Genomic DNA, 24,483 nt, shown 5'->3' with positions numbered 1-24,483 from the left:
GCCGTAGCCTGCCATACATTGCGCCGGCTTTGGAATGCCTGCCCTAGTACTAACTCGGATGAAGGATGCCTGTGGCGCCGCATGCCAATACCGGCGCCTATTCCTCTTCATCAGCAAGGATGGCCTCTGGCGAGATGGCCTGCTCGCTGACAGCTTCGAGATTCGCCTTTTCTCCCGCATCCGTTTCTTCAGGAACCTTGAAGATCTGCCCCGGCCAGATGAGGTCCGGATCACGTATCTGCTCCTGATTGGCAAGATAGATGGTGGTATATCGAACGCCGCGGCCGTAGATGCGGCGTGAAATCTGCCAGAGCGTATCGCCCCGGCGGATGATCACCGCCCCGTCTGCAGGCTGCAGGGCCTGCGCAACCACTTCCTGGACACCTTCCGGCGCCTGGCTGCGGCCCGGTTCCTTGCCAGCAGCGGCAATGTTTTGCCCGGTTCCACCTTCGCCTGACACCTCGTCCGAACCGGAATTTTCAAAGACCTTCCGCGATTCTCGAAGCGGCGAAGCCGCGGATGCGTCTGCTCCCGAAGCATCTGTATCCTCGTCCGGCAATGTTTCCGCCGGGCGTACCGCATCCGCGCCTTCCATATTCGCTTCATTCGCTGTGTCGGTGAGCGTTTCTGAGGCGACGGCAGCAATCTGTTCGCCCGCGCGGCGATCGAAGGGCACAGCCGCTCGGGCAATGACGCTACTTCCGTCATCGGCCAGCACGTCCGCACGGATGATGTAATCGCCAACCGGCAAATCTCGCTCCGCTTCAAGCAGGAACTGTCCCTGCGGGGACGTGGTGGTCTGGCCAAGGAGCGTCTCGTTGGCATAGATGCGCAGGCGGCTGTTCGGCTTGGCCCTGCCGGCCACGAAAATTTTTCGGCCATCAATCTCGACTGCCTCGATGAAAGGCGCATCGTCTTCTCTTGCGGAAGACTGCGGGGGCGCTTTCCTTACGTCCGCATTCTCCTCCGCCCTGCCGGATTCCGGCTCAGCCGGTGCAACTGCTACCTCTTGCTCGCCGCTTTCTCCCACCTGCTCCTGTCGCACCGTTCCCGAACGTTGCTCTCCCGTCACCTTCGCTACGGCATCCGCATCGTTGGGAGTGGCGGGCGCGAGCGCAGCTTCCCTCCTCTCCCTTGCGGCGTCAGTGTCTCTGGTAGCGGCTTCTTCGGTCTCACCTGCCTCTTCCTCTGCGGACGCCCTGTCCCCAGCGGTCTCCACCGGTTCGGAAGTGCCATCCGCTGCCATGCCGCCATTCTCCGCCAACTCGGCAGCCGGTTCAGTTTCTGGAGCGTTGCCCTCCGCCTCCGCTGGTACTTCGGCATCGCTGTTTGCCAGCTGTTCCGGTTGCGGCACGGAAATCAGCCTGCTGGGCTTGCCCGGCTGCTGAACCAGGGCGACCACCTGGTTGCTACCCGGCGTTGGAATGGAAACAATCGCCGTTTCCATCGATGTCGCTGCCACATTGTTGTCCGGCGACGTGGCCCGCAGTACGATATTGTACTCGCCAGGCTTTAACGGTTCATCCAGCACGGCAGCAAAGTCGCCCGAAGGGCCGGACCTTGCCATTGCAAGGATGGACGATCCGCTTAAAACCTCCACATCCGAGCCGGGTGCCGCCCTGCCCGCCACCACAAGAGATCCGTCCGGCTCGGCACGCAGAAGATCAAAAGCAGGCACGACTACCTGTTCCTGACCAACGCTATCCTTTTCAACGTCAGCACTGGCTTCGGTAGATTTTGCGGAATCTGCTGCGGATTCTTCCTGTTTTTCTTCGGGCTCTTCTTCGGGTAACACGGATTCCGCCATTGTCGCCAGCCCGTCGTCCTGCGCGGAGGGAGGCGTGAACAATCCCGCGTAGAAAGCTACCGCTCCAGCGCCGATCAGACCACCAAATATGAAGAGCAACACCCTGAGCGGAGTCATTGCCATATAACCGCCCTGTTTTCTACTCGAAGCGGTCTATCCTGTTTTCACAGCATGGACAAGAACAAGCCCGCGAACGCTTGTTCCTGGCCATATTGGACAGCATGACCTGAGCAAACGCTGCGCGCATCGAGCGCCCTCGGCGTGCAAGGAGTGCGCAGCATCGGACGATGCATAAAGCCATAACGAAGTAAATGAAACCATATCAGGCAAGCTGATAGGGGGTCGGGCGCTCACGATCGTCTACTCCGCGGCAAGATTTGTCCTCTCGCGATTTTTGACCAGCTTGTAGACGATGGAGTCCATCAGAGCCTGAAAGGACGCGTCGATGATGTTGTCGGAAACGCCAACGGTCCACCAGCGCTCCCCTGTTGAATCATAGGATTCAATAAGGACGCGGGTCACTGCCTCTGTGCCGCCATTCAGAATGCGCACCTTGTAATCGCTCAATGCAAGATCGGCGATTTCGGACTGGTACTTGCCCAAATCTTTTCTCAGCGCAATATCGAGCGCGTTGACGGGCCCATGCCCCTCAGCCACGGAAAGGCGGGTCTCGCCGTCGATGGTCACACGCACCACCGCCTCGGAGACCGTCTTAAGGTTCCCACGTGCATCGAAACGGCGCTCCACCATGCATCGGAAGCCGTCCACCTTGAAGAACTCCGGTACACGCCCAAGGATACGACGCGCCAGGAGTTCGAAGCTCGCATCCGCGCCCTCATAGGCGTAACCGCTTGCCTCACGCTCCTTAACCCGCGCAATCAACGTGTCGAGGCGCGGGTCGGCCTTGTCCACCGCGATGCCCCGCCGCTTCAGTTCGGCAATGAAGTTCGACTTTCCGCCCTGGTCCGATACCATCACGCGGCGGGTATTCCCCACCGCCTCCGGTGCCACGTGCTCGTAGGTTCGCGGCTCTTTCAGGATCGCCGAAGCATGAATGCCGGCCTTGGTCGCAAAGGCGGAGGCTCCGACATAAGGTGCTTGCGCCTCAGGCGCACGGTTGAGCAATTCGTCAAAAGCATGGGAGATGCGTGAAATGCCTGCAAGGGCGGAAGCGCTCACCCCTGTTTCGAAACGCTCGGCATAGGTGGATTTCAGCGCCAGCGTGGGGATGATCGTGGTGAGGTTCGCATTCCCGCAGCGCTCTCCGATGCCGTTGAGCGTGCCCTGGATCTGGCGTGCGCCTGCCTCAATCGCCGCGAGTGAATTGGCAACCGCCTGGCCAGTATCGTCATGGGCATGGATGCCCAGATGGGTGCCGGGGATCCCGGCGGCTATGACGGCGCTGACGATTTCGCGCACTTCGGCGGGCTGTGTCCCGCCATTGGTATCGCACAGCACGACCCAGCGGCAGCCTGCCTCATAAGCGGCTTTCGCGCAGGCGAGCGCATAATCGGGGTTGGCCTTGTAACCGTCGAAAAAATGCTCGCAGTCAACCATGGCCTCCTTGCCCGCCGCGCGAGCTGCGGCCACCGAAGCCCGGATGGATTCCAGATTCTCTTCGTTCGTGCAGCCAAGGGCGACGCGCACATGGTAGTCCCAGCTCTTGGCCACGAAGCAGACGGCGTCGCCGGCAGCCTGAAGAAGCATAGCAAGCCCCGGGTCGTTCTCCGCCGACACGCCCGCACGCTTTGTCATACCGAAAGCCACAAAATGGGCGCGGCGTGAGCGTTTCTGCGAGAAAAACTCGGTATCGGTCGGATTGGCGCCGGGGTACCCACCCTCGACATAGTCCACGCCGAGTTCGTCCAGAAGCGCAGCAATTGCGATCTTGTCCTCGATGGAAAAGTCGATGCCCGGCGTCTGCTGGCCATCGCGCAGGGTCGTGTCGAATAGATAGATGCGCTCGCGGCTCATTTCGCGTTCTCCCGCGGCCATTGGTCAGTATCGTGGTCAGGGTGCTGGTTAGAGATCAAGCTGGCGAGATAATCAGCATGTGCAACATCGTCCATGGTGGCGCGGGCGGGCAGATTGCCCAGCGTATCGACATAGGGGAGCTTCGCCTCGATGCCCCATTGAAGGCGGGGCGCCACCTCTTCGGGCTTGTCGAACGCGCCAATCGCCAGCGCGACTCCATCGGGAGCCTCGTAGGTGAGCGGTGTGCCGCATTCGGCGCAGAAGCCACGCTGCACATGATCGGAGGATCGGAAACGCTTCGGCTCCCCCCGGGTCCAACGCAATTTTGCGCCCCGCACCGAAGCAAGCGGCGCAAAGAAACTGCCGAACGCCTTCTGGCACATGCGGCAATGGCAAATGGAAGGCTCGCCTAGCGCGCCCTCGACTCGAAAGCGCACGGCACCGCACTGGCAGCCTCCCGTATAGACAGGTTCATTATCGAGACTCACTGGCGTCTCCTTTGCGGCGTGTTACTCCGGCGCATGGCATACGGCTTCGATATTGTTCCCGTCCGGATCGAAGACGAAGGCGCCATAGTAGTTAGGGTGATAGTGGGGCCTTAGCCCGGGTGCACCATTGTCCCTGGCGCCCGCGGCAAGCGCCTCGCGATGGAAGGCATCCACCTCCGCGCGGGAGCGGGCGGTGAAGGCTATATGCTTTGGTTCGCCGGAATCGCCGGTCTCATGCAGCCAGAAGTCCGGTTTTTCCCGTCCGTAGCCACCCACCTTCACGCCGCCGGTGTGCTGCGCCGGAACCATCATCAGAAGCGTTGCGCCAAGCGGCGCGAGCGCCTTGTCATAGAACGCCTTCGCCCGGACGAAGTCCGCGACGCGGATGCCGATATGGTCAATCATGCATCACCTCCTGTTTCTGCCGGCCCCTCTCCGCGGGACCATGCGCCCGAATCGCACGGGATACCCGCTCGTTCCGTGGGTGCAAACTGCGCAGAGGCGGCTGGAACACGGCCCCGGCTGAGGGTCCCGTTCCCCTCACCGTTTCACCTCCCATTTCGTCCGGCGCTCACCCGTCTCGGGGTCCTTGTAGTCCATGAGCTGGATTCCTTCGGACGCAAGTTCCTCGCGGATGCGATCGGCCTCGGCGAAGTTTTTCTCCTCGATGAAGGCAAGTCGGGCAGCGACCCTTTCGTCCACCCCATCCTGATCGACGGACGCGCGGGCGGCTTTTGCAGAGAACCAGGTATCCTGCGTCACTTGAAGAAGCCCCAAGAGACCGGCGCCTGACTTCAGGCGCGCCTGCGCCTCATTGCTTCCTTTCGCTGCCTGGCCGCGCAAATCGTGCAGCGCAGCTATTGCACCTGTGGTGCCAAGATCGTCCTTGAGGGCGGCAAGGAATCCGGGAGCGATTTCGTCATCGGCTTCGACATCCTCAACTGCGCGATACCAGCCATCCAGCACGGCTTCCGCTTCTTCCAGTTTGCGTACGGAAAAATCGAGGGGCTCGCGGTAATGCGTCATGAGCATGGCAAGCCTCAGCACCTCGCCCGGCCATTCGCGCCCGCCGAAATTCCCGGTGTGCAGGAGCTCGTGGATAGTGACGAAATTTCCTTCCGACTTCGCCATCTTGCGGCCTTCCACCTGAAGGAAGCCATTGTGCATCCAGTAATTGGCCATTCTGTCTGTGCCATGGGCACAGCGTGACTGGGCGATTTCGTTCTCATGGTGCGGAAAGATGAGGTCCAGCCCACCGCCATGAATATCGAAAACCTCGCCGAGATAGGCCGCCGACATCGCGGAGCATTCGATGTGCCAGCCCGGGCGTCCCCGGATTGAAATCGGCTTGCCGTCAACGGTGAAGCTGGCTTCCCACCCTGGCTCTTCCACGGACGAAACTTTCCAGAGCACGAAATCAGCCGGATTCCTCTTGTGTGGGTCAACGGCGATCCGCACGCCCGCCTGCTGATCGTCGAGCTTGCGCCTTGAAAGGCTTCCATAATCCGGCATGGAGGCCGTGTCGAACAGGACTTCCCCATTTGCCGCATAGGCGTGGCCGCGATCGAGGAGACGCTGGATGAGGCTCACCATGTCGGCGCGCCCGTCCGGGCGCGGTAGCACGAATTCCGTTGCTCGCGGCTCGAAGGTGGGTGGCAGGCAGCCAAGTGCCGTCACATCCGTGCGGAACTGATCGGCCGTCCTTTCCGTAACACGCCGGATAGCTTCGTTGAGGGACAGTTCGCCGTTCCTGATCTCCTCTCCATAGTCCCGTAAGGCACGAGCGTTGATCTTGTCGTCGACGTCGGTGATGTTACGCACATAGGTGACGTGGTCCACGCCATACAGATGGCGTAAGAGGCGAAAAAGCACATCGAAGACGATCACCGGCCGCGCATTGCCGATATGTGCGAAATCGTAGACGGTTGGCCCACAAACATACATGCGTACATTCGCCGGATCGAGGGCAACGAAATCCTCCTTCCGGCGCGTCAATGTATTATAGATCCGCAATCCCTTGAATCCATCGGGCATCTTAATTTCCCAATCCAACACCTCACGCGGTGCTCCGGGCCTCTGGCCAGGGCGTTTTTCGTGTTTGAGGGAAAAGGCGAAAACGACCGGACCAGCGTCAGCGCTAGCCGATAATGCAAATGCCGATAATGGCCAACCGCGTTTTCATTACGCTCTTATCGCCTTCATGCGCGCCGCCGTCAAGCCGCTGTCAGCGCCGGCCGTATGCTACCTTAATGCAGGGCTGAAGAAAGTTTTAAGTCCCCTGTCGTATTCTAATGAACAAGTATCCGGCGGTGCGCGTTGGGGACATTATTTCGACGGAATCGCAAACCTAACTGTGCAACATAGATAGTACCCACGTCAGGCAAGTGTCATGGTACCAGAAAATACCAGGCAAGATCAGGCTAAGGCCGAGCAGAAGCCGGAAAAGCCAAGGCTTGTCGAGGAATATCGCGCGGTCGGCCCAGCCGCCATCAACGCAGCGCTTCAGTGCAAACCAAGAAAGAAGCAAGAGCCGAAGCGAGTGTTTGAACCCCGCGAAGAACGCTAGGCTCAACCGGCCATCGGCGCGCAGGAATGCGGTGATTAGAAGAGTTGTAGCTGCTGTGCCTTAGTAGCCGGGGCGGGCAGCTCTACCGGCTCCTGAATGTCCGGCCCTGTATTAGCCACGCTGTTGACCTTGTCGGAAACCGGGATCACCTCGAAAAAGCCGGCCTCGACCGCAGTCAAGAGGTCGGCCACATGGCGCGGCTCATAGCTGCGGCAATCGAGCCAACGCGCGAAGTCTTCCGGCCTGATCACCACGGGCATGCGGTGGTGGATGGAAGCAAGATCGCTGGATGCAGCCGTGGTCATGATCGCGCCGGTATCTATTTCGCTGCCCCCTGGCTCTATCCAGGTCTCTACCAGACCGGCAAAAGCGACGAGCCCGCCTGAGCGGGGCTGAACCCAGAAAGGTTGCGAGCGGCCGCTGCCATCACGCCTCCATTCGTAGAAGCCGGAGGCCGGAATCAGAGCCCGGCGGTGGCGCATCGCAGCGCGAAAAGCCGCCTTTTCCGCTGCCGTTTCGCTGCGCGCATTGATCAGGAGCGGCAGTTCCTTTGGCTTCTTCACCCAGGAGGGCCAAAGCCCCCATCGCACCAGAAGCGTCTCCCTATCTGGTAAGTTCGAGCCGCGCGGGCGGGAAGGCCCGGCTATCACCGTCAGGATCGGCTGGGTGGGCGCGATATTATAGCGCGGAGGAAAATCTTCCACCTCGGCAAGTCCGAGCAGCGCCTCCACCTCCCGCGGCGAATTTTTCAATGCAAAGCGCCCACACATGATCTGTTACAGGGTTCCTTCTATTAAAACCTTTCGTATCGGCATCAGGCAGAATAGATATTACGGCAACGGATACAAACCAATGGACAGAACCGAAATTCCAGCCGTTTCAGTGGTGATCATGCGCGATGGACGCTTCCTGCTCGTGCGTCGCGGGCGCGCCCCGGCGCGCGGTCTTTTCGCCTTTCCAGGCGGCCGCATTGAAAACGGCGAAACAGCGCCTGAGGCAGCACGCCGTGAGCTTCGGGAAGAAACGGGACTGCTCGTAGGAATGCTCGCGCCTCTGACAGAGATGGTTCTGGAGGGCGATGGCGGTCAGCGCTTTCGCTTGAAGGTCTTCCGCAGCGCTGACTTCGAGGGAGAGCTTCAGGTAGGTGACGATGCTGATCTTGCAGGCTGGTACACGGTCGAGGAGATGCGCGGCCTACCTGTGACCGAAAGTACGCAAGCCTTGGCAGAAACTATAGCCACGGGCCGGCAGGAACCCACTTGGCCTTGAACCCGCCTTTCTTCCCGGCAAGAGAATTGGCATGCAACGACTGATCCTGCTTTCCCTCCTTGCCTGGTTGTCATGCGGCCCTGCTGCCTCCCAGGCAATGGAGGTTCCGTATGACCGTCAATTGACGAGGCTTGCGGAGGTTCTCGGCTCCGTTCATTTCCTACGTGGGCTGTGCGGCGAAGACGGTGATTCATGGCGCAGGCAGATGGAGGCGCTGCTCGAAGCCGAGGCGCCGTCAGAGGAACGGAGAACCATGCTGGTTGGCAGTTTCAATCATGGATACCGCTCCTTTGCCGCCATCTACACGAATTGTACGGATGCGGCATTGGAGGCACTCGACCGTTACATGAAGGAAGGCGAAGAACTCGCCGGCGATATTGTTATGCGTTACGGGAACTGACGCGCGCCTTCCGATTCATTTTTCATTCACCATGCGAACGACGTTTCGCGATGCCGCCGCAATTTTCATGCTAGCTGTTGCACGGGGACAATAGGGTAGCGGCGCTCAGTTGGTGCCGGAGAACGGGTAGATTGCCATGCACATGACAGTTGCCGACATCGAAGCGATGATCGAGGAAGAGAAGCGTACGACCTGTAACGAGTGCCACAATGCTGCCTGGGCTGAAGGGCTTCTTGCGGGCATCGAGCCCGAAATCATCGCCGAAGCTGCGCTCGCCACCGCGCTCACCGAACTCTGCAAACATGGCAACGAGGAAGCGGCCATTGCCCTGTTAGATCAGATGCGAGAGCGCACGCTTGCCGGAAAATTCCTGCCCACGCGTACCCGGCATTGAGATTGCCGGTCGGTTTCGCTAGAAAAGATTTCTGGAAAGGTGGGCCTGATCTATGGGGGCTGCCTTTCAAGATATGTTGAGGCGAGTTCTCAGAACAACAAGTTCATAGTTCTCCCAATCCTGGGCGATGCTGCAGGTAGCGATGCCGATCCCCTTTCCCGTTTTCTTCCCGGCTGTCGCGGCAATGCTCATGATGCTGGGCTCTGCCATGCTCTCGAAGGCGCACGCGCTTAGTGACACCCTGCCTGAATATGTGCCTCCCGAAGAAGTGTATGAGGGAGTCGAACGGGCCCCACTCCCGAACGCGACGATTGCTTCACCTCAAGGCGGAGAGGCCCAGGGCGATGCCATGCGGCATGACCCGGATCAGGGAACGCCAGAGATACTTTACGATGTCGGCGCGCTGCCGGAACCGGTAAAGCGTATGCGCCAGCTCATCATCGAAGCGGCCCGCAGCGGCGATTTGGAACGCTTGCGCCCGCTGATTGGCAGCGGCCTCTCAGCCACCCAGCTAGCCCTGGGCGCCCTAGAAGGCGATCCCATCGACTTCCTGCGCGAAGTGTCGGGCGACGAAGACGGCCAGGAAATTCTAGCCATCCTGCTAGAGATCATGGAGGCGGGTTTCGTGCGGCTCAACCCCGGCACGGAAGAGGAACTCTATGTGTGGCCCTACTTCTTCGCCATTCCGCTTGAGGATCTGACGCCGGAGCAGCGGGTCGAACTGTTTACCATCGTGACTGCTGGTGACTATGAAGAGATGAAGAACTTCGGCGCCTATATCTTTTTCCGGTCCGGCATCACTCCCGACGGGCGCTGGGTTTATTTCGTGGCTGGCGACTGAAAGGCTGGCACATTGCCGCTGTCGCGGTCCCGCGCAAGGAAGGTTGCCGCAGACGGAGACCGAGCTTACCTAATCCATGACGCTGTTTCGATGGGTTCCGCAATGCCTTTAGTCAAACTGCCCGACCGCTCTCTCATTCTCGCCGCTGGATCTGATGCGGAAACGCTCCTGCAAAACGTCATCACCACGGATCTCTCCGCCCTTGCTCCCGATGAAGCCCGTCCTGGTGCACTGCTGACGCCACAGGGCAAGGTTCTTTTTGATTTCCTCATATCGCGCGCGGGAGACGAACGCTTTTGGCTGGAATGCCGCGCAGATGTTGCAGACGACCTTCGTAAGCGGCTCATGTTCTACCGGCTACGGTCGAAGGTCGATTTCTTGCTGGAAGAACAGTTGCATGTGGCTGTTTCCTGGGAAATTGATTCAGCGGGTTTAACGATCGATTCAAGCGTGCACGACCGGCGCTTTCCCGCCACCTTGAATGTAATGAGGCATTACCACAGCAAAGCTCAGGAAGCCGGCCAGGATGTCGACGCATGGCACCGGCTTCGGATTGCCCACGGGGTAGCCGAGAGCGGAGCGGAGTATGCGCTGGGCGACGCTTTCCCGCATGACATTCTGTTCGACCAGAATGGCGGTGTGGGACTGAAGAAGGGATGCTATGTGGGACAGGAGGTTGTCTCCCGCATGCATCACAGGGGCACCGCGCGCCGCAGGCTCGTAATCGCCAAAGGTGAAGGTACTTTGCCCGCCCCAGGAACCGAGATAACTGCGGGGGGCCGATCTATCGGCGCACTCGGCTCCGTGAGCAGCATGGATGGCCTTGCGATCGTGCGTATCGACCGTGTCGCCGAAGCCATGGAGGCCGGAATTCCGGTGATGGCTGGCGACGTCGCCCTCACTTTTCGTGTACCGGAATTTGCCTCCTTCACGCTCACCGGAAGCAGCGAAAAGTCGGAGTAATGGCAAGGCGACCGGCAGCACGGGCATGGCAGCGCATGCTTTCCGGGCGGCGGCTTGACCTTCTGGACCCCTCGCCGCTTGATGTAGAGATCAGCGACATCGCCCATGGGCTTGCGCGCGTTGCCCGTTGGAACGGACAAACCCGTGGTGACCACGCCTTCTCGGTCGCCCAGCATTCGCTTCTGGTTGAGCAGGTGTTGCGCAATCTTAATCTGAATGCCTCGCCAGACTGGCTGCTGGCCACGCTTCTTCATGATGCACCCGAATATGTGATCGGCGACATGATCTCTCCTTTCAAGGCTACGCTTGGCGACGACTACAAATTGGTAGAAAAACGGTTACAGACCGCGATCCATCTGCGTTTCGGCCTCCCTGCCGACCTTCCCGTTAGCCTTACCCGTGAGATCAAGCGTGCCGATCGCATCGTCGCCTTCTTCGAGGCAACTCAACTGGCAGGCTTCGACCGCGATGAGGCAGCACGCATTTTCGGCCATCCACGCGGCTTGTCGACCGTTAGTCTCGACCTTTCTCCGCAACCCGCTCGGGATGCGCAGGACGCCTATCTCGCACGCTTCGAAGCGCTGGAAGCCGAGCGGACTTCCGGACTGCCAGAACAGAGCGTGGCAAGCGTCTAAAGCTCCGGGCTAGAGCACGTCCGGTTTAATGTCGGACACATCCGGCTGCCTTGAAGCAATTTCGCGCATTCGGCGGGAGGGAAGAGGTCGAGGATCGGTCCGGCCGTGTCCAATTCGGGCGATAGTCCTTTCGGCTTTTGTGCGCAGCAGCGACTTGCGGCTGGCCGCGGCTTTCTCGGTAGGATTGAAACAGACCTCTAAGGCGACAGGTAAAGCCAGGAAGCGCCGCCTTGATCGCTAGTCTAGATCGCCTCGCTCATGCGCCGCCGTCCACCCGCCGTGCAACCGAGCGGATTGCGCTCCCGCCAACGCCGATCCGCCCCCTGCCGGGCCAAAGCTTCTTCGTTCCCGGCCTTCAGGCCCCGTGACCGACGATCCGCGCTCAGTGCTCTTCCTATCATCCACCTCGCCAAGGCGGACCCTGAATCACACGCGAACATCACATCAAGAATCAAGTCATGGTTACCGGGAAATGCTTTATCTTCCCTGTCGCTCCAGCCTGTCGATGAACCATTGCGTAAGCCGGATCCAGACCCGATCTTTCTCGCTCGCATCCTCGCAACCATGGTCGAGATTCGGATTGTCGTTTACCTCAATCACATGGATGCCGTCCGGTGTCTCTTTCAGATCGACGCCGTAGAGCCCGTCCCCAATGCAGCGCGCCGCCCGCACTGCCACGTCGATCACCTCCGCCGGCGTTTCCGCAAGCGTAAAGGAGCGAAAGCCTCCTTCATCCGGCTTGCCGCCTCGCTCATGATTCACAATCTGCCAGTGCTTCTTGGCCATCAGGTACTGAACTGAAAAAAGTGGCTGGCCCCCCAGCACGCCAATACGCCAGTCGAATTCGGTAGGCAGAAATTTCTGCGCAAGCAGAAGATCGGTATCTTCCAGCCATCTAGTAGCAAGTTCCTTCAGCTCGGCCATGTTGGCCGCCTTCTTCACACCGCGTGAAAAGGCGCTATCGGGAATCTTAAGCACGAGCGGAAAGCCCAATATGTCGGCCGCAGTCTTCAGATCGTTCAGGCCGGAAATCATGACTGTCGGCGGAACGGGCACTCTGTTGAACAGCATCAGTTCATTCAGGTAGACCTTGTTGGTGCAGCGGATCATCGACAACGGATCATCGATAACCGGCATGCCCTCCTGCTGTGCGCGGCGAGCGAAACGATAGGTATGGTTGGAAATGGTCGTTGTTTCGCGGATGAACAACGCATCGTAATTGGCCAGCCTGGCAAGGTCCTTCTTCGTGATCGGCTCGACCTCCACGCCCATTTTCGCGGCGATCCGCGACCAGTATTTGAGCGAGCCAACGGTTGAGGGCGGCAATTCTTCATGAGGAGATATCAGCGTGGCGAAGGTGTAGCGGGCGGGCGTCCTTGTCCTGCTATCGCGCCACTGCCGTCCGGTATAGGTGCCAAGGCTAGCTAGAAAACGCTCCTTTTCCTCCTTCCTCATCCGGTTCAGGGGCAGAAAGCCAATTTTCCGAATCCTTGCCCATTCGCCATCCGTGATCGCCACTTTCAGCGCAGGAGCCCTGAACCAGTCGAATAAAAGGCGTGCGAAACGGTCCCAGGCTTTGGTTGGTCCGATACCGAAGAAGATGTCCACGCTTTGCGGAAAACTGCCACCTAAATCCTTGCGGCAGCGGTTCAACGCCTCTTCCAGCTCTGGAAGCGCATTCTCGTAAAGCTTACGACCGGACAGGTCGATCATCGTCTCGACCGTGGGGATCACCTTGTGTCCCCGCGAGCTAGCAAGCAGCGAGGCATAGTAGCCGCGGCTTTGATAGGCATAGCTGTTGGACAGGTTGATGATCTTCGGCCTCTGTCCTCGGAAAAGCACGGGATGCGCGAGATAATCCTTGCTGGTGATGATCTTGTGCGGCGTTGCCACCTGGTCGAGATCGTTCTGCCGGCCCGTGAGAATGACCCAGCTCATGATCGAATCAAGCCCTCAGATCTTTTTCCAGACGCAGCGCTGCTGTGCCGTCCTGATAATAGCCATGCATCTTTCCTATTCGGCGGTATCCGGTGCGTTGATAAAGTTCGAGGGCGCGTTGGTTCTCTTCGCGCACTTCAAGGCGCATCAGGATGCAGCCACGCGACAGGGCCGCTCCTTCCGCGGCCGAGAGCAGCCATTTTCCAAGCCCTCGCCTCTCACGCCCTAGCATTACGGCAATCGAGTAGAGCCGAGCAACTCGGCTGCCGTCCCGGAACAAAAGAAGAGCATAGCCAGCAATCCCCCCTTCACGCTCCAATACGAGCAGCAAAGCCGTTCTGCTTTTGACATGGTGCTGGAATGACCGACGCGACAGGCGATCAGTCTCGAAAACACTGTTCTCGATAGAAAGCAGCGCTTCAATGTCGGACGCGCGAGCCGGACGAATGTCGGCATGCATGGGATGCGGATCACCTCGAACCAAGGCTGCAACTCATATCATCACTGGATCGTGCTGCCAGCCTCAAAATCGCCGCCGTGCCGGGGTCAACGCTTTATTTTCCTCTTAGGGTTAGGCAGCGTGGATCAAGACCGGTCAGCATGCCGACGGCTGCCGCCGCAGGGAAGACCGATCGGCGCAGGACGCATCGAGAACGCCGAGCGTGGGGGTATCAATGGAACTGGACACGGCTGCAATGTTTAGCGCCGCCGAAAGCATACTGGCGCAAGCAGGTGAGCTTGCCGTCACCTTTGCCTTCAATTTCGTGGGCGCGATCATCATCATCGTTGTGGGCTATACCGTCGCCGGCTTGCTGGAACGCTGGACCCGGACCGGCCTGCGCCGCTTTCCTGCCTTCGATGAAACATTGCAGCGCTTTCTTTCCAAGCTCGTGCGCTACACGATCCTCGTACTGGTCGCCGTTACTGTACTGGCGCAGTTCGGCGTGCAGACGGCGAGCATCATCGCCGCGCTCGGTGCAGCCGGCCTTGCTATTGGTCTTGCTCTGCAGGGAACCTTGCAGAATATCGCAGCCGGGATCATGCTGCTCGTGCTGAAGCCCTTCAAGGTGGGTGAATATATCGACGCGGGTGGCATAGCCGGAACGGTGGAGGAGATTGGCCTTTTCGCGACTGAACTGAAATCGGCCGATGGGGTATTCGTGTTATCTCCCAACAGCGAATTGTGGAATCGGGCCGTCACCAACTATTCGCGCAATGCCACCCGCCGCAACGATATCGCTATCCGTATTGGCTATGGTGACGATATCGATCTCGCCCAGAGTATCATGCTAAAACTTGCAATGGCGGATGAGCGGGCACTTTCCCTGCCGGCGCCGGAAACCTTTGTGTGGGAACTGAGCGAAAGTGCAATCATTGTCACCCTGCGTTATTGGACCACGACATCGGATTTTTGGCAGACGCGGTTCGATCTTACCAGGGCGGTAACACAGGCGCTGGAACAAAGCGGAATCACCATCGCTCTGCCCCAACGGGTCGTGCACTTCATCCCGGGACAAGGAGAAAACGGCGTTCCGGAACAGGCGGGCTAATTTGCGCCGGGAAGAAAAGGCAGTGGCACTGCTCTGGATCGCAGTGCCGGCCAATCTAGCTTTCAAGTCCCCGTTTCAGTGCTGCAAGAAGTCCGGAGCGCGCCTCAGGTTCCTGGATACCGCGCGGCTCGTAGACATGCCGGTTAAGGAAAAAGCCTATCAAGGCGAAGGCCTCGGAAAGAGCCACACTGTCACAGTAGGCCTCGCCATGCCCCTGCAGAAACGCCGGCAGCCGAAGCAGCTTGTCGCGCCAGGGCGCGCCCGCCTCGTATGTGACGGCGCGGCCTGTTCTGGGCGAAACATAGGCAAGGCACTCCCGGCTGCCGGTGAGCGCGCATTGTGCGATGTCCAGCCCAAAGCCTAACTCCTCCAGAAGCGCCAGTTCGAAACGGGCAAAGAGTGCTCCTGCAATTGCTGGGTCGTCCAGATGGGCCAGCACCACGCCAAGCGTTTCGTAAAGGGCCGGATAGGGATCGCGTTCCGGCAGGAGCCGTATATGGGCGCCGATCGTCTGAAGTCCGTAGACGGCGATGCTGGAACCCATCAGCCGCGCCGCCTCGAGCTTGAGCGGTTCCACCTGATAGGCGCCCAGATGCTCCTCAAGCCTTGCACGCCATAAGAGCTCGACGCGGTTTCCGGGCTGCAGCACCGGTTGCATGCGGCGCGAGCGTCCACCCCGAACAAGACCCAGATGGCGCCCATGTGCGGCCGTCATGGCCTCCAGGATGACGCCCGCTTCCCCATGCTTGCGGGTGCCGAGAATAATACCTTCGTCACGCCACTCCATGGAAGGCACTCCTTCCGGGCTTCTTCTCCATGGCGTTAGCCGGGAAACTCAAGCCCCATCTCCCGGTAGCGCTCGGGGTCGTCACTCCATTTTTCGCGCACCTTCACGAAAAGGAAAAGATGCACCTTTGCCTCAAGCATGGCCGAGAGTTCCTCGCGTGCAACCTGGCCGATAGCGCGGATGCTGGCTCCCTTGTGGCCGAGAACGATCTTCTTCTGACTGTCGCGTTCAACATAGATAACCTGCTCGATGCGCACCGAGCCGTCCTTCCTTTCTTCCCATCTTTCCGTTTCCACATGTGTGGAGTAGGGAAGTTCCTGATGCAGCCGCAAAAAGATCTTCTCTCGCGTGATCTCCGCCGCAAGCTGGCGCAGCGGCAAATCCGAAATCTGATCTTCCGGATAGTACCACGGTCCTTCCGGCAGTGCCTCTGCCAGATAGCCGAGAAGATCGCCGCAGCCATCCCCCGTCAGGGCGGAGATCATGAAGGTGCGCTCGAAGGCCACGCGCTCATTAAGCTGCGCGGCAAGCGCCAGAAGGTTCTCCCGTTTCACGCGGTCGACCTTGTTCAGTATCAGGATTTTCGGCTGGCGTATGTCGGGCAGCTTTTCCAGTATGGCTTCCGTATCCGCGCCTATGCCACGCTCAGCATCGATAAGCAAAGCGACCAGATCGGCATCCTTGGCACCACCCCAGGCTGTGGTGACCATCGCGCGGTCGAGCCGCCGGCGCGGCTTGAAGATGCCGGGCGTGTCAACAAAAACGATCTGCGTCTGGTTGTGTGTGGTGATGCCGCGAATAATGGATCGCGTCGTCTGCACCTTGTGCGTGACAATCGAAACCTTGGCTCCCACCAACTGGTTGATGAGCGTGGACTTGCCGGCGTTCGGCGCGCCGATCAGAGCCACGAAGCCGGAGCGCGTATTGGAGTATGTAGCAGTCATGAGGCTTCTTCTTGCAGCGGCTTCCAGACACCTTCGCGCACGAGAACCTCGGTAGCCGCCGCCTGTTCCGCCTCCCGCTTGGAGCGCCCTCGTCCATGTCCATCCGCAAAGCCGGCGATCCGCACTGCCACGTTGAAGATCGGGTCGTGATCCGGCCCCTCGCGACCTTCGATTACATAGCCCGGCGTCGTACCGGAAACCTGGTGCGCCCATTCCTGAAGCACTGTCTTCGGATCCCCACGGGCTGCCTTAGCCGCCTTCGCCCGCTTGGTCCAATAGGTCCGAATAAAGCGGCGGATCTCATCGAGCCCATGTTCCAGATAGATGACCGCGATCAGCGCCTCCATCACGTCAGCGCGCATGTTGACATGCTTGCGCGCCGCCTGTGAACGGACGTCGGAGCCGGTACGGATCAACGCGGAAAGCTCTAGTTCGTCAGCAATTTCCGCAAGTGTCTCGGCATTGACCAGCGCATTGAGACGGACGGAAAGCTCCCCTTCCATGGCGTCGGGAAACATTTCGTACAGCATTTCCGCCACGGCCAGACCCAGCACCCGATCACCCAGAAATTCGAGCCGCTGATAGTCGAAACCTGCATGGCCACGGGCGCTGGAATGGGTCAGCGCCCTTTCCAGAAGGGCCGCATCGTGAAAGGTAACGTCGAGCCGACCACCGGCCTCTTCGACCAATTCTTTGCCGCTTCGCCGCTTGCCAGCCATCCCTGCACCTTAGTCTACCCAGGTGAAGATGCGCGACAGCCGCACCTCGCTCGGCCATCTCCAAATCTCCAGGGGGCTGGCACCGCCGGAAATGGAGAAGAAGATGATATTCGCCCGACCGACCAGATTTTCCTCCGGCACGAAGCCCACGGAGAACCGGCTGTCGGTAGAGTTGTCGCGGTTGTCGCCCATCATGAAGTAGTGGCCTTCCGGCACTACGAATTCGCGCGTGTTGTCGCCGATGGAATTCGGCGAAAGATCCAGCGTCTCGTATGAGACGCCATTTGGAAGCGTCTCGCGATAGACATCCACCGGGCGGGGCATTTCGGTGATGTCGGGATCGTTGATCTCGCCGATCTTCTCGCGCTTTACCGCTTCTCCATTGATGAAAAGCTGGCCATCACGCATCTGGACCCGGTCGCCTGGCAGGCCGATGACGCGTTTGATGTAGTCAAGCGATGGGTCGGGAGGGAACTTGAAGACGGCAACATCTCCGCGTTCGGGCGGCGAGCCCCAGATTCGACCGGAAAAGATGGGTGGCGAAAAGGGAAGCGAATGGCGCGAATAGCCATAGGCCCATTTCGTAACGAAAAGATAGTCTCCCTCCAGAAGGGTGGGCCGCATGGAACCCGAGGGTATGGAGAAAGGCTGGAAGAGGAGCGTCCTGATCACCAGTGCCAGAAGCAGCGCCTGGACTATGACGTTGACCGTCTCGCCCAGCCCGCCCGATTTCTTACGCGATTTGTCCGCCACGCTCATGTAGTCCTCGGTTCAGCGGCAGGATTCACCCGCCCGTAATTACGGGTCCGTCTTATCGGCTCGCGTCTAACACCGCAATGCAGCCTGCAATGGCAAATCGTTGCAGGCATTCATCGACCATCATCTGGCACGGCTTCGATGATGACGAAAGCCTGGGCGAGAGGATAGTCATCGGTGATCGTCAAATGCACCAACGCCTTGTGACCGGGAGGGGTCATCGCCTGGAGCCTGGCTGCCGCACCTCCGGTCATTTCGATGGTCGGCTTGCCACCAGGCAGGTTTACAACGCCCATATCGCGCCAGAACACCCCCTGCGAAAGGCCGGTGCCAAGAGCTTTTGCGCACGCTTCCTTAGCCGCAAAACGTTTGGCATATGAGGCCGCGCGCTCCCGCCGGCGGTCCGACTTCGCACGCTCCACCGCCGTGAAGATACGGTTGACAAAGCGCTCGCCGTACCGTTCGAGCGTCTTCTCGATACGGCGAATGTCAATGAGATCACTGCCAAGTCCGATAATCATCTGTGTCAACCGCCCAAGGCATATGTCTAATCTTTCTCTGCTTGAATAGCATTACCTGCATCTCTGCCGCGATCAGGCAACAGAACGGATGACCATCGATATTCTCTTTCAAGCTCATTTGGCCATACAATTATCTTCATTCGGGTGCCAGTAGCGCCGCTCATTCCATTATCCGTTCACCCGGCGCACCTCGCTTACGCAATTCTCCTCTTTAAGCTGAGAGATCAGTCGGTTGAGGTGCTTCAGGTCCCAGACCTCCAGATCAAAGAGCATCTCGGTGAAGTCGGGAGCCGTGCGCGCCATGGACAGCGTGTGGATGTTGGCATCGTTCGTGGCGATTACCTGGGCGATGGTTGCAAGGGAGCCCGGCTCGTTGATCGCCGTCACCGAAATGCGCGCCGGAAAGCGCTCCCTCATATTCTCGTCGATGTCCCAGCGCACGTCGATCCATCGTTCCGGCTGGTCGTCGAAAGCGGTCAGCGACGGCGACTGGATGGGATAGATGGTGATGCCCGAGCCAGGTTGCAGGATGCCGACAATCCGGTCACCCGGGACCGCCCCTTCCGGCGCAAAGCGCACGGGTAGATCGCCCGCCACGCCGCGGATTGGCAAAGCGCCATGGTCAGAACCGCCCCCCTCCCTGCCCCTGCGGCTCTTGCGCGACGAGCGCCCAGGAATTTGAAACAGCATCCCGGCAGCATTGCGCAGATTGAACCAACCTTCCTCGCGCGGTTTTGGGGCCTGGGTTATGCGTTCCTCCTTGTAGTCGGGGAAAACCGCATGGACGACATCCCGGGAGGAAAGCTCCCCACGCCCCACTGCTGCCAGCACATCCTCCACATCCTTACGCGCAAGCCTGTGCAGGACAGGCTTCAGCAGATCCTTCTCGAAGGTCTTCCCCGCACGTTCGAAAGCGCGTTCCAGAATGCGTGTGCCAAGACCGGAATACTGCTTGCGGATCGCGTTCTTGGTCGCACGGCGGATGGCGGAACGTGCCTTGCCGGTTACCACCACCGACTCCCAGGCCGCCGGCGGCACCTGCGCCCGGGAGCGGATGATCTCCACCTCGTCGCCGTTTTTCAGCTCCGTCATCAGCGGCATGATACGACCGTTGACCTTTGCGCCGACACAGGTATCGCCCACATCGGTGTGGACCGCATAAGCGAAGTCGATAGGCGTCGCCCCGCGCGGCAGCGCAATCAACCGCCCCTTGGGCGTGAAGCAAAAAACCTGGTCCTGGAACAGTTCCAGCTTGGTGTTCTCCAGAAAATCCTCGGGATTGTCCCCTTCCGACAAGGCCTCGATGGTGCGGCGCAACCATGCATAGGCGTTCGTGTCCTTCGAGATCTGGTTGCCCTGACCGTTGGGCTTTGAGCCGAAATCCTTGTACAGCGAGTGCGCTGCCACGCCATACTCGGCGATGCGGTCCATCTCACGGGTGCGAATCTGCAACTCGACGCGCTGGCGCGAAGGCCCGACAATGGTTGTGTGAATCGATCGGTAGTCGTTCTGCTTGGGTGTGGAGATATAGTCCTTGAAGCGCCCGGGCACCATCGACCAGGTATTATGGATAGCGCCAAGCGCCCGGTAACAGTCCTCTACCGTATCGACGATGACGCGGAACCCGAAAATATCGGAAAGCTGCTCGAAGGAGAGAGCCTTAGCCTCCATTTTGCGGAAGACCGACCAGGGTTTCTTCTGGCGGCTCTTCACGACTGCCTCTATCTGATATTGTTCAAACAGCTTCGCAAGCTGGGTCTCAATCTCGCCAATGACGCCGCGGTTGCGCTCCATCAAGCCGGCAAGCCGTTCCGTCACTGCATGAAACGCTTCGGGATTAATATACTGGAAGGCGAGTTCCTCCAGTTCCTCGCGCATGTCCTGCATGCCCATGCGCCCGGCTAGCGGCGCATAGATTTCCATCGTCTCCTCAGCGATCCTGAGCCGCTTGTGGGGCGGGACATGATGCAGGGTACGCATGTTGTGGAGACGATCGGCAAGCTTGACGAGAAGAACGCGAACGTCCTCGGAAATGGCGAGCAGGAGCTTGCGCAGATTCTCTGCCTGCTCGGCTTTGGAGGATACAAGGTCCAGCTTCTTCAGCTTGGTAAGCCCCTCCACCAGGGCGCCAATTTCGGGTCCGAACAATTCGTCGATCTCGGCCCGAGTGGCTGAAGTATCCTCAATTGTATCGTGCAACAGCGCGGCGGCGATGGTCGCCTCATCAAGGTGCAATCCGGTAAGGATCGCCGCGACTTCTAGGGGATGGGAGAAATAGGGATCCCCCGAAGCCCGCCGCTGATGGCCATGCTTCTGCATGGCATACACATAGGCCTTGTTCAGAAGCGCTTCATTGACATTGGGCTTGTATCGCTGCACGCGTTCAACAAGCTCGTACTGTCGCATCATGGAAGGCCACCCTCCGCGACCTGCGGGCCCTGGTGCGCAGATCGGCAGCCCAAAGCATTTCGAGCCCGAAACGCCTGAGGGTGCCGGGCTCGAAACAAGATGCTTCCAGAAACCCGGTGCTGCCTAGAAGTCGTCGCTCTTCTCCGGTGGAACCAGCCCTTCGATACCAGCAAGCAGCTCTTCCTCGCTCATGCGATCGAAAGCCACCGCTTCTTCGGCTAGAGCGTCGGCGACTGGTGCATCTTCCGCCTGCGGCAGTGCCGGCAGATCCGCCTCGGGCTCATCCACCTCTACATGCTTTTGCAGAGAATGGATGAGATCCTCCTTCAGATCGCCAGGCGACAGCGTTTCGTCAGCTATTTCACGCAGCGCTACCACCGTATTCTTGTCATTGTCACGATCGACCGTGATCGGCGCCCCTTGCGAGACCTGTCGCGCCCGGTGGGCGCCCAGAAGCACCAGTTCAAACCGGTTTTCAACCTTGTCGATGCAATCCTCGACGGTTACACGGGCCATATGCTGCCCCTTTCATTTCTCTGAAGCTTGCGGGAAACCTGCTCGGTCAATAGCTTTTCCGGGGGTAAAAAACAAGAAAACAATCCGCAGCAGTCGCACGTCCCCAACCTTACGGCCATGACCGCCTTCGAGAACCTTGCTAATGGCTTATATTGATGCATTCACCAAATTAAGATTTTTCTTTTCTCCAATTTAATTCCCATTGGCACGAAAACAAGGACGCACTATGTCAACATGCACGCTGGCTACGGTCGCGGTCGCCGCTTGACACCGACCGGCTATTTCTGTGCAGTGATTGTCACGAAGGATAATTTGAACCATGTTTGACCCTCGCGAAAAGATCGCCATGTTTATCGACGGTGCGAATCTTTACGCCACGTCTCGGGCATTAGGCTTCGATATAGACTATCGCAAGCTTCTGGCGACATTTAGTAAGCAAGCCTACCTCTTGCGCGCCTATTACTATACTGCCCTGGTGGAGGATCAGGAATATTCTTCTATCAGGCCGCTCATCGACTGGTTGGATTACAACGGCTACAAGGTCGTAACGAAGCCGGCGAAGGAATTTACCGATTCCACCGGCCGGCGCAAGATCAAGGGCAACATGGATATCGAGCTGACGATCGATGCGTTGGAGCTCATCGATGTCGTTGACCACTACGTCATCTTTTCCGGAGACGGTGATTTCCGCACCCTAGTGGAGGCGTTACAGCGCAAGGGCAGGAAGGTAAGCGTCGTCTCGACCATCCAGTCGCAGCCACCCATGATTTCGGACGATCTGCGAAGGCAGGCCGACAGCTTCATCGATCTTGCCTCATTGCAGGCGGACATAGGCCGCGATCCTTCGGAACGGCCCGTGCGCCGCACAGAGCATCTCGATGAAGACGACAGTGGCGAATGAGCCTTGTCTTGCCCGGGGCACCCGAGCCGCCACGCGACTGCTCCCTTTGTCCCCGTCTTCATGAATTCATAACTGGCTGGCGTTCACGGGAGCCGGATTGGCACAATGCGCCCGTGCGCACCTTCCTGCCTGCAAAAGGGATTGACGAGGTGCGGCTGTTGATCGTGGGATTAGCGCCTGGCCTTAGAGGGGCAAACCGTACCGGCCGACCCTTTACCGGCGATTACGCTGGCACGCTGCTATACGGCACCCTGCTGCGCTTCGGCTTTGCCCGTGGCAAGTTCGAGGCGCGTCCAGATGACGGGCTTGAGCTTGTCGGAACGGCTCTTACCAATGCCGTGCGGTGCGTGCCGCCGGAGAACAAACCCATAGGCGCTGAGATCCGCACGTGCCGGGAGCGTTTTCTCCAGCCAACCCTTGCCGGATTTTCGAATCTGAGGGCCATCGTCACCCTTGGCAGGATCGCCCACGATTCCACCGTGCGCGCGCTGGGATTTCCGCTCCGGGAGGTGCCCTTCATCCATGGGGCGGCGAAGGATGCCGGAACGGTCCGCATATTCTCCAGCTATCATTGCTCGCGATATAATACGAATACGGGCGTGCTCACCCAAGAGATGTTCGTGGACGTGTTCCGGCGGGTGAAAGAGTATCTGGAATCGGAGTGATCAAAGAAGCGTACTTTACTTTAGAATCCACCACGACTTTTTGACCCGCCCTATCCCCTCTCCTTCAGAAGTCTTGCCTTCTCCCTCGCCCAATCCCGCTGCTTCATCGTTTCGCGCTTGTCGTGCATCTTCTTCCCTCGGGCAAGCGCAAGATGCAGCTTGGCCATTCCCCGCTCGTTGAAATAGAGGCGCAGCGGCACCATGGTATTGCCTTCACGCTCTACCGACTGAGCCAGTCGGGCCAGTTCTCTCCTGGAGACCAGAAGCTTGCGACGCCGGCGCGGTTCGTGGTTGAACCGGTTGCCCGCGGTATATTCGGGAATGTAAGCGTTGATTAGCCAGAGTTCTCCGTCCTCCACCGAGGCGTAGGATTCCTGGATATTTGCCTGCCCTTCGCGCAACGATTTCACCTCCGTGCCGGTGAGCACGATGCCAGCTTCGAGCGTGTCGAGTACCTCGTAGGAAAAATGCGCCTTGCGATTGTCGGCGATGGTCCGGGTATTGAGGTTCTTGTCCTTGGCCATGAGAGATATTCGGGCGCGTCAGCGCGCAATTCCGGCGCGTTCCATCGCCGCATCAATCTTGCGGGCAGTGGCCTCCTCCACCGGCACCAGCGGCAAGCGCACGACATTCTCCACCTTGCCGAGGCGGGAAAGCGCGTATTTGGTGCCACAAAGGCCCGGCTCGATGAAGAGGGCCTTGTGCAGCGGCATCAACTTGTCCTGAAGCTCAAGCGCCTTTTCCCTGTTGCCGTCGAGTGTAGCCTCCTGGAACTCTGCGCAAAGCCGCGGTGCTACATTGGCCGTGACGGAAATGCAGCCCACCCCCCCATGGGCATTGAAGCCAAGTGCTGTGGCATCCTCGCCCGAAAGCTGGATGAAATCCTTGCCGCAGGCAAGCCTCTGCTCCGTTACCCTGTCGATCTTGGTCGTGGCATCCTTAACGCCAACGATGTTCTTGAAGTCGGCGACGAGCTGCCCCATCGTCTCCGGCAGCATGTCGATCACCGAGCGCGGAGGAATGTTGTAGATGATGATCGGCAGGCTCGTGGCGCGCGCCACGGCGGCAAAATGCTCATAAAGGCCCGCCTGGTTTGGCTTGTTGTAATAGGGCGTTACGACGAGGACGCCATCCGCACCCACCTGCTCCGCGTGCTCGACAAAGCCGATTGCCTCGCGGGTCGAGTTTGATCCCGCCCCGGCAATCACCGGGACGCGCTTTTCAGCCGTCTCCACACAAAGCCGCACCACTTCCCGGTGCTCGTCATGCGACAATGTGGGCGATTCGCCCGTCGTGCCCACGGGCACGAGCCCTTTGGTGCCCTCCGCGATCTGCCACTCCACGAGCGAGCGGAAGCTCTCCCGATCCAGGCTTCCGTCCTGTCGGAAGGGTGTCACCAGCGCGGTGAGGGAACCTCTGAACATCTTTCCTTGTCTCCAA

Annotated in this window: 26 protein-coding genes; 9 read left to right on the top strand and 17 right to left on the bottom strand. The window is 59.2% G+C overall.

Annotated elements, in window-relative coordinates; translation table 11 throughout:
• Positions 1-97 precede the first annotated feature (97 nt).
• From HUS57_RS02005 to HUS57_RS01980, 6 genes are all read right to left on the bottom strand, one after another.
• The gene (locus HUS57_RS02005) at positions 98-1,930 is read right to left on the bottom strand and encodes a LysM peptidoglycan-binding domain-containing protein (protein ID WP_246727704.1); all 1,833 of its coding nucleotides are present in this window, start codon (positions 1,928-1,930) and stop codon (positions 98-100) included.
• 237 nt (positions 1,931-2,167) lie between these two features.
• A complete protein-coding gene (gene cimA / locus HUS57_RS02000) occupies positions 2,168-3,781 on the bottom strand; it encodes a citramalate synthase (protein ID WP_173931278.1) in 1,614 nt (537 codons plus the stop codon).
• Positions 3,778-4,269: a GFA family protein gene (locus tag HUS57_RS01995; RefSeq protein ID WP_173931277.1), complete on the bottom strand. Its 492-nt coding sequence runs from the start codon at positions 4,267-4,269 to the stop codon at positions 3,778-3,780. Before HUS57_RS01995 ends, cimA begins: the two co-directional genes overlap by 4 nt.
• Before the next feature lie 21 nt (positions 4,270-4,290).
• On the bottom strand, positions 4,291-4,674 hold the full coding sequence (locus HUS57_RS01990; RefSeq protein ID WP_173931276.1) for a VOC family protein: 384 nt from the start codon (positions 4,672-4,674) through the stop codon (positions 4,291-4,293).
• Positions 4,675-4,809: 135 nt separating this feature from the next.
• Positions 4,810-6,303 carry a cysteine--tRNA ligase gene (gene cysS / locus HUS57_RS01985; RefSeq protein WP_173931275.1) on the bottom strand — a complete coding sequence of 498 codons (1,494 nt, stop codon included), beginning with the start codon at positions 6,301-6,303 and terminating at the stop codon, positions 4,810-4,812.
• Between the two features lie 567 nt (positions 6,304-6,870).
• Positions 6,871-7,605, bottom strand: coding sequence for an SOS response-associated peptidase (locus tag HUS57_RS01980; protein WP_173931274.1), 735 nt, complete (start codon positions 7,603-7,605; stop codon positions 6,871-6,873).
• Positions 7,606-7,687: 82 nt separating this feature from the next.
• On the opposite strand from HUS57_RS01980, the gene HUS57_RS01975 reads away from it, so the two are divergent.
• The 6 genes from HUS57_RS01975 to HUS57_RS01950 all read left to right on the top strand — a co-directional run bounded on the left by HUS57_RS01975 (position 7,688) and on the right by HUS57_RS01950 (position 11,337).
• Complete coding sequence (locus tag HUS57_RS01975; RefSeq protein ID WP_173931273.1) at positions 7,688-8,104, top strand: NUDIX domain-containing protein; 417 nt, start codon at positions 7,688-7,690, stop codon at positions 8,102-8,104.
• Positions 8,105-8,135: 31 nt separating this feature from the next.
• Positions 8,136-8,504: a TIGR02301 family protein gene (locus HUS57_RS01970; RefSeq protein WP_173931272.1), complete on the top strand. Its 369-nt coding sequence runs from the start codon at positions 8,136-8,138 to the stop codon at positions 8,502-8,504.
• A 136-nt stretch (positions 8,505-8,640) separates the two neighbouring features.
• A complete protein-coding gene (locus HUS57_RS01965) occupies positions 8,641-8,898 on the top strand; it encodes a hypothetical protein (protein WP_173931271.1) in 258 nt (85 codons plus the stop codon).
• Between the two features lie 142 nt (positions 8,899-9,040).
• Positions 9,041-9,739, top strand: a complete 699-nt coding sequence (locus HUS57_RS01960; protein WP_173931270.1) for a cytoplasmic protein — start codon at positions 9,041-9,043, stop codon at positions 9,737-9,739.
• A gap of 102 nt (positions 9,740-9,841) precedes the next feature.
• Entirely contained in the window at positions 9,842-10,702 is an 861-nt protein-coding gene (locus HUS57_RS01955; RefSeq protein ID WP_173931269.1) for a folate-binding protein YgfZ, read from the top strand.
• Positions 10,702-11,337 (top strand): HD family hydrolase, encoded by a 636-nt coding sequence (locus HUS57_RS01950; RefSeq protein WP_173931268.1) that lies wholly within the window; start codon positions 10,702-10,704, stop codon positions 11,335-11,337. The genes HUS57_RS01955 and HUS57_RS01950 overlap by 1 nt, the downstream gene beginning before the upstream one ends.
• A 477-nt stretch (positions 11,338-11,814) precedes the next feature.
• Here HUS57_RS01950 and HUS57_RS01945 read toward each other — a convergent pair whose 3' ends face one another.
• Together HUS57_RS01945 and HUS57_RS01940 are read right to left on the bottom strand one after the other, a co-directional pair.
• Positions 11,815-13,275, bottom strand: coding sequence for a RimK family protein (locus HUS57_RS01945; protein WP_173931267.1), 1,461 nt, complete (start codon positions 13,273-13,275; stop codon positions 11,815-11,817).
• A gap of 7 nt (positions 13,276-13,282) precedes the next feature.
• Positions 13,283-13,735, bottom strand: a complete 453-nt coding sequence (locus tag HUS57_RS01940; RefSeq protein ID WP_173931266.1) for an N-acetyltransferase — start codon at positions 13,733-13,735, stop codon at positions 13,283-13,285.
• A gap of 214 nt (positions 13,736-13,949) precedes the next feature.
• On the opposite strand from HUS57_RS01940, the gene HUS57_RS01935 reads away from it, so the two are divergent.
• The gene (locus HUS57_RS01935) at positions 13,950-14,825 is read left to right on the top strand and encodes a mechanosensitive ion channel domain-containing protein (RefSeq protein WP_173931265.1); all 876 of its coding nucleotides are present in this window, start codon (positions 13,950-13,952) and stop codon (positions 14,823-14,825) included.
• A 55-nt stretch (positions 14,826-14,880) separates the two neighbouring features.
• Here HUS57_RS01935 and recO read toward each other — a convergent pair whose 3' ends face one another.
• The 7 genes from recO to rpoZ all read right to left on the bottom strand — a co-directional run bounded on the left by recO (position 14,881) and on the right by rpoZ (position 21,477).
• The gene (gene recO / locus HUS57_RS01930; protein ID WP_173931264.1) at positions 14,881-15,612 is read right to left on the bottom strand and encodes a DNA repair protein RecO; all 732 of its coding nucleotides are present in this window, start codon (positions 15,610-15,612) and stop codon (positions 14,881-14,883) included.
• 35 nt (positions 15,613-15,647) lie between these two features.
• A complete protein-coding gene (gene era / locus HUS57_RS01925) occupies positions 15,648-16,556 on the bottom strand; it encodes a GTPase Era (RefSeq protein WP_173931263.1) in 909 nt (302 codons plus the stop codon).
• Positions 16,553-17,275 (bottom strand): ribonuclease III, encoded by a 723-nt coding sequence (gene rnc / locus HUS57_RS01920; RefSeq protein WP_173931262.1) that lies wholly within the window; start codon positions 17,273-17,275, stop codon positions 16,553-16,555. Before rnc ends, era begins: the two co-directional genes overlap by 4 nt.
• A gap of 9 nt (positions 17,276-17,284) precedes the next feature.
• Entirely contained in the window at positions 17,285-18,034 is a 750-nt protein-coding gene (gene lepB, locus HUS57_RS01915; RefSeq protein WP_173931261.1) for a signal peptidase I, read from the bottom strand.
• Positions 18,035-18,144: 110 nt separating this feature from the next.
• Entirely contained in the window at positions 18,145-18,552 is a 408-nt protein-coding gene (gene acpS / locus HUS57_RS01910; protein ID WP_173931260.1) for a holo-ACP synthase, read from the bottom strand.
• A gap of 168 nt (positions 18,553-18,720) precedes the next feature.
• A complete protein-coding gene (locus tag HUS57_RS01905; protein WP_173931259.1) occupies positions 18,721-20,961 on the bottom strand; it encodes a bifunctional (p)ppGpp synthetase/guanosine-3',5'-bis(diphosphate) 3'-pyrophosphohydrolase in 2,241 nt (746 codons plus the stop codon).
• Between the two features lie 123 nt (positions 20,962-21,084).
• Positions 21,085-21,477, bottom strand: a complete 393-nt coding sequence (gene rpoZ / locus HUS57_RS01900; RefSeq protein ID WP_173931258.1) for a DNA-directed RNA polymerase subunit omega — start codon at positions 21,475-21,477, stop codon at positions 21,085-21,087.
• A gap of 319 nt (positions 21,478-21,796) precedes the next feature.
• On the opposite strand from rpoZ, the gene HUS57_RS01895 reads away from it, so the two are divergent.
• Together HUS57_RS01895 and HUS57_RS01890 are read left to right on the top strand one after the other, a co-directional pair.
• On the top strand, positions 21,797-22,378 hold the full coding sequence (locus HUS57_RS01895) for an NYN domain-containing protein (RefSeq protein ID WP_173931257.1): 582 nt from the start codon (positions 21,797-21,799) through the stop codon (positions 22,376-22,378).
• On the top strand, positions 22,375-23,043 hold the full coding sequence (locus HUS57_RS01890; RefSeq protein ID WP_173931256.1) for a uracil-DNA glycosylase: 669 nt from the start codon (positions 22,375-22,377) through the stop codon (positions 23,041-23,043). The genes HUS57_RS01895 and HUS57_RS01890 overlap by 4 nt, the downstream gene beginning before the upstream one ends.
• A gap of 50 nt (positions 23,044-23,093) precedes the next feature.
• Here HUS57_RS01890 and smpB read toward each other — a convergent pair whose 3' ends face one another.
• Both smpB and dapA read right to left on the bottom strand, forming a co-directional pair.
• The gene (smpB, locus tag HUS57_RS01885) at positions 23,094-23,567 is read right to left on the bottom strand and encodes an SsrA-binding protein SmpB (RefSeq protein WP_173931255.1); all 474 of its coding nucleotides are present in this window, start codon (positions 23,565-23,567) and stop codon (positions 23,094-23,096) included.
• 18 nt (positions 23,568-23,585) lie between these two features.
• The gene (gene dapA / locus HUS57_RS01880) at positions 23,586-24,467 is read right to left on the bottom strand and encodes a 4-hydroxy-tetrahydrodipicolinate synthase (RefSeq protein ID WP_173931254.1); all 882 of its coding nucleotides are present in this window, start codon (positions 24,465-24,467) and stop codon (positions 23,586-23,588) included.
• Between the last annotated feature and the right edge of the window lie 16 nt (positions 24,468-24,483).

The organism is Chelativorans sp. Marseille-P2723, from assembly GCF_902809845.1.
In the GTDB taxonomy this organism is placed as follows: domain Bacteria; phylum Pseudomonadota; class Alphaproteobacteria; order Rhizobiales; family Rhizobiaceae; genus Chelativorans.
The sequence above is the reverse complement of the archived record's forward strand: the minus strand, read 5'-3'. Positions and strand labels throughout refer to the sequence as shown.

Bases quoted from the DNA above. Each gene is read 5' to 3' on its own strand.
- HUS57_RS02005 (WP_246727704.1), bottom strand. From the start codon at position 1,930: ATGGCAATGACTCCGCTCAGGGTGTTGCTCTTCATATTTGGTGGTCTG.
- cimA (WP_173931278.1), bottom strand. From the start codon at position 3,781: ATGAGCCGCGAGCGCATCTATCTATTCGACACGACCCTGCGCGATGGC.
- HUS57_RS01990 (WP_173931276.1), bottom strand. From the start codon at position 4,674: ATGATTGACCATATCGGCATCCGCGTCGCGGACTTCGTCCGGGCGAAG.
- cysS (WP_173931275.1), bottom strand. From the start codon at position 6,303: ATGCCCGATGGATTCAAGGGATTGCGGATCTATAATACATTGACGCGC.
- HUS57_RS01980 (WP_173931274.1), bottom strand. From the start codon at position 7,605: ATGTGTGGGCGCTTTGCATTGAAAAATTCGCCGCGGGAGGTGGAGGCG.
- HUS57_RS01975 (WP_173931273.1), top strand. From the start codon at position 7,688: ATGGACAGAACCGAAATTCCAGCCGTTTCAGTGGTGATCATGCGCGAT.
- HUS57_RS01970 (WP_173931272.1), top strand. From the start codon at position 8,136: ATGCAACGACTGATCCTGCTTTCCCTCCTTGCCTGGTTGTCATGCGGC.
- HUS57_RS01965 (WP_173931271.1), top strand. From the start codon at position 8,641: ATGCACATGACAGTTGCCGACATCGAAGCGATGATCGAGGAAGAGAAG.
- HUS57_RS01960 (WP_173931270.1), top strand. From the start codon at position 9,041: ATGCCGATCCCCTTTCCCGTTTTCTTCCCGGCTGTCGCGGCAATGCTC.
- HUS57_RS01955 (WP_173931269.1), top strand. From the start codon at position 9,842: ATGCCTTTAGTCAAACTGCCCGACCGCTCTCTCATTCTCGCCGCTGGA.
- HUS57_RS01950 (WP_173931268.1), top strand. From the start codon at position 10,702: ATGGCAAGGCGACCGGCAGCACGGGCATGGCAGCGCATGCTTTCCGGG.
- HUS57_RS01945 (WP_173931267.1), bottom strand. From the start codon at position 13,275: ATGAGCTGGGTCATTCTCACGGGCCGGCAGAACGATCTCGACCAGGTG.
- HUS57_RS01940 (WP_173931266.1), bottom strand. From the start codon at position 13,735: ATGCATGCCGACATTCGTCCGGCTCGCGCGTCCGACATTGAAGCGCTG.
- HUS57_RS01935 (WP_173931265.1), top strand. From the start codon at position 13,950: ATGGAACTGGACACGGCTGCAATGTTTAGCGCCGCCGAAAGCATACTG.
- recO (WP_173931264.1), bottom strand. From the start codon at position 15,612: ATGGAGTGGCGTGACGAAGGTATTATTCTCGGCACCCGCAAGCATGGG.
- era (WP_173931263.1), bottom strand. From the start codon at position 16,556: ATGACTGCTACATACTCCAATACGCGCTCCGGCTTCGTGGCTCTGATC.
- rnc (WP_173931262.1), bottom strand. From the start codon at position 17,275: ATGGCTGGCAAGCGGCGAAGCGGCAAAGAATTGGTCGAAGAGGCCGGT.
- lepB (WP_173931261.1), bottom strand. From the start codon at position 18,034: ATGAGCGTGGCGGACAAATCGCGTAAGAAATCGGGCGGGCTGGGCGAG.
- acpS (WP_173931260.1), bottom strand. From the start codon at position 18,552: ATGATTATCGGACTTGGCAGTGATCTCATTGACATTCGCCGTATCGAG.
- HUS57_RS01905 (WP_173931259.1), bottom strand. From the start codon at position 20,961: ATGATGCGACAGTACGAGCTTGTTGAACGCGTGCAGCGATACAAGCCC.
- rpoZ (WP_173931258.1), bottom strand. From the start codon at position 21,477: ATGGCCCGTGTAACCGTCGAGGATTGCATCGACAAGGTTGAAAACCGG.
- HUS57_RS01895 (WP_173931257.1), top strand. From the start codon at position 21,797: ATGTTTGACCCTCGCGAAAAGATCGCCATGTTTATCGACGGTGCGAAT.
- HUS57_RS01890 (WP_173931256.1), top strand. From the start codon at position 22,375: ATGAGCCTTGTCTTGCCCGGGGCACCCGAGCCGCCACGCGACTGCTCC.
- smpB (WP_173931255.1), bottom strand. From the start codon at position 23,567: ATGGCCAAGGACAAGAACCTCAATACCCGGACCATCGCCGACAATCGC.
- dapA (WP_173931254.1), bottom strand. From the start codon at position 24,467: ATGTTCAGAGGTTCCCTCACCGCGCTGGTGACACCCTTCCGACAGGAC.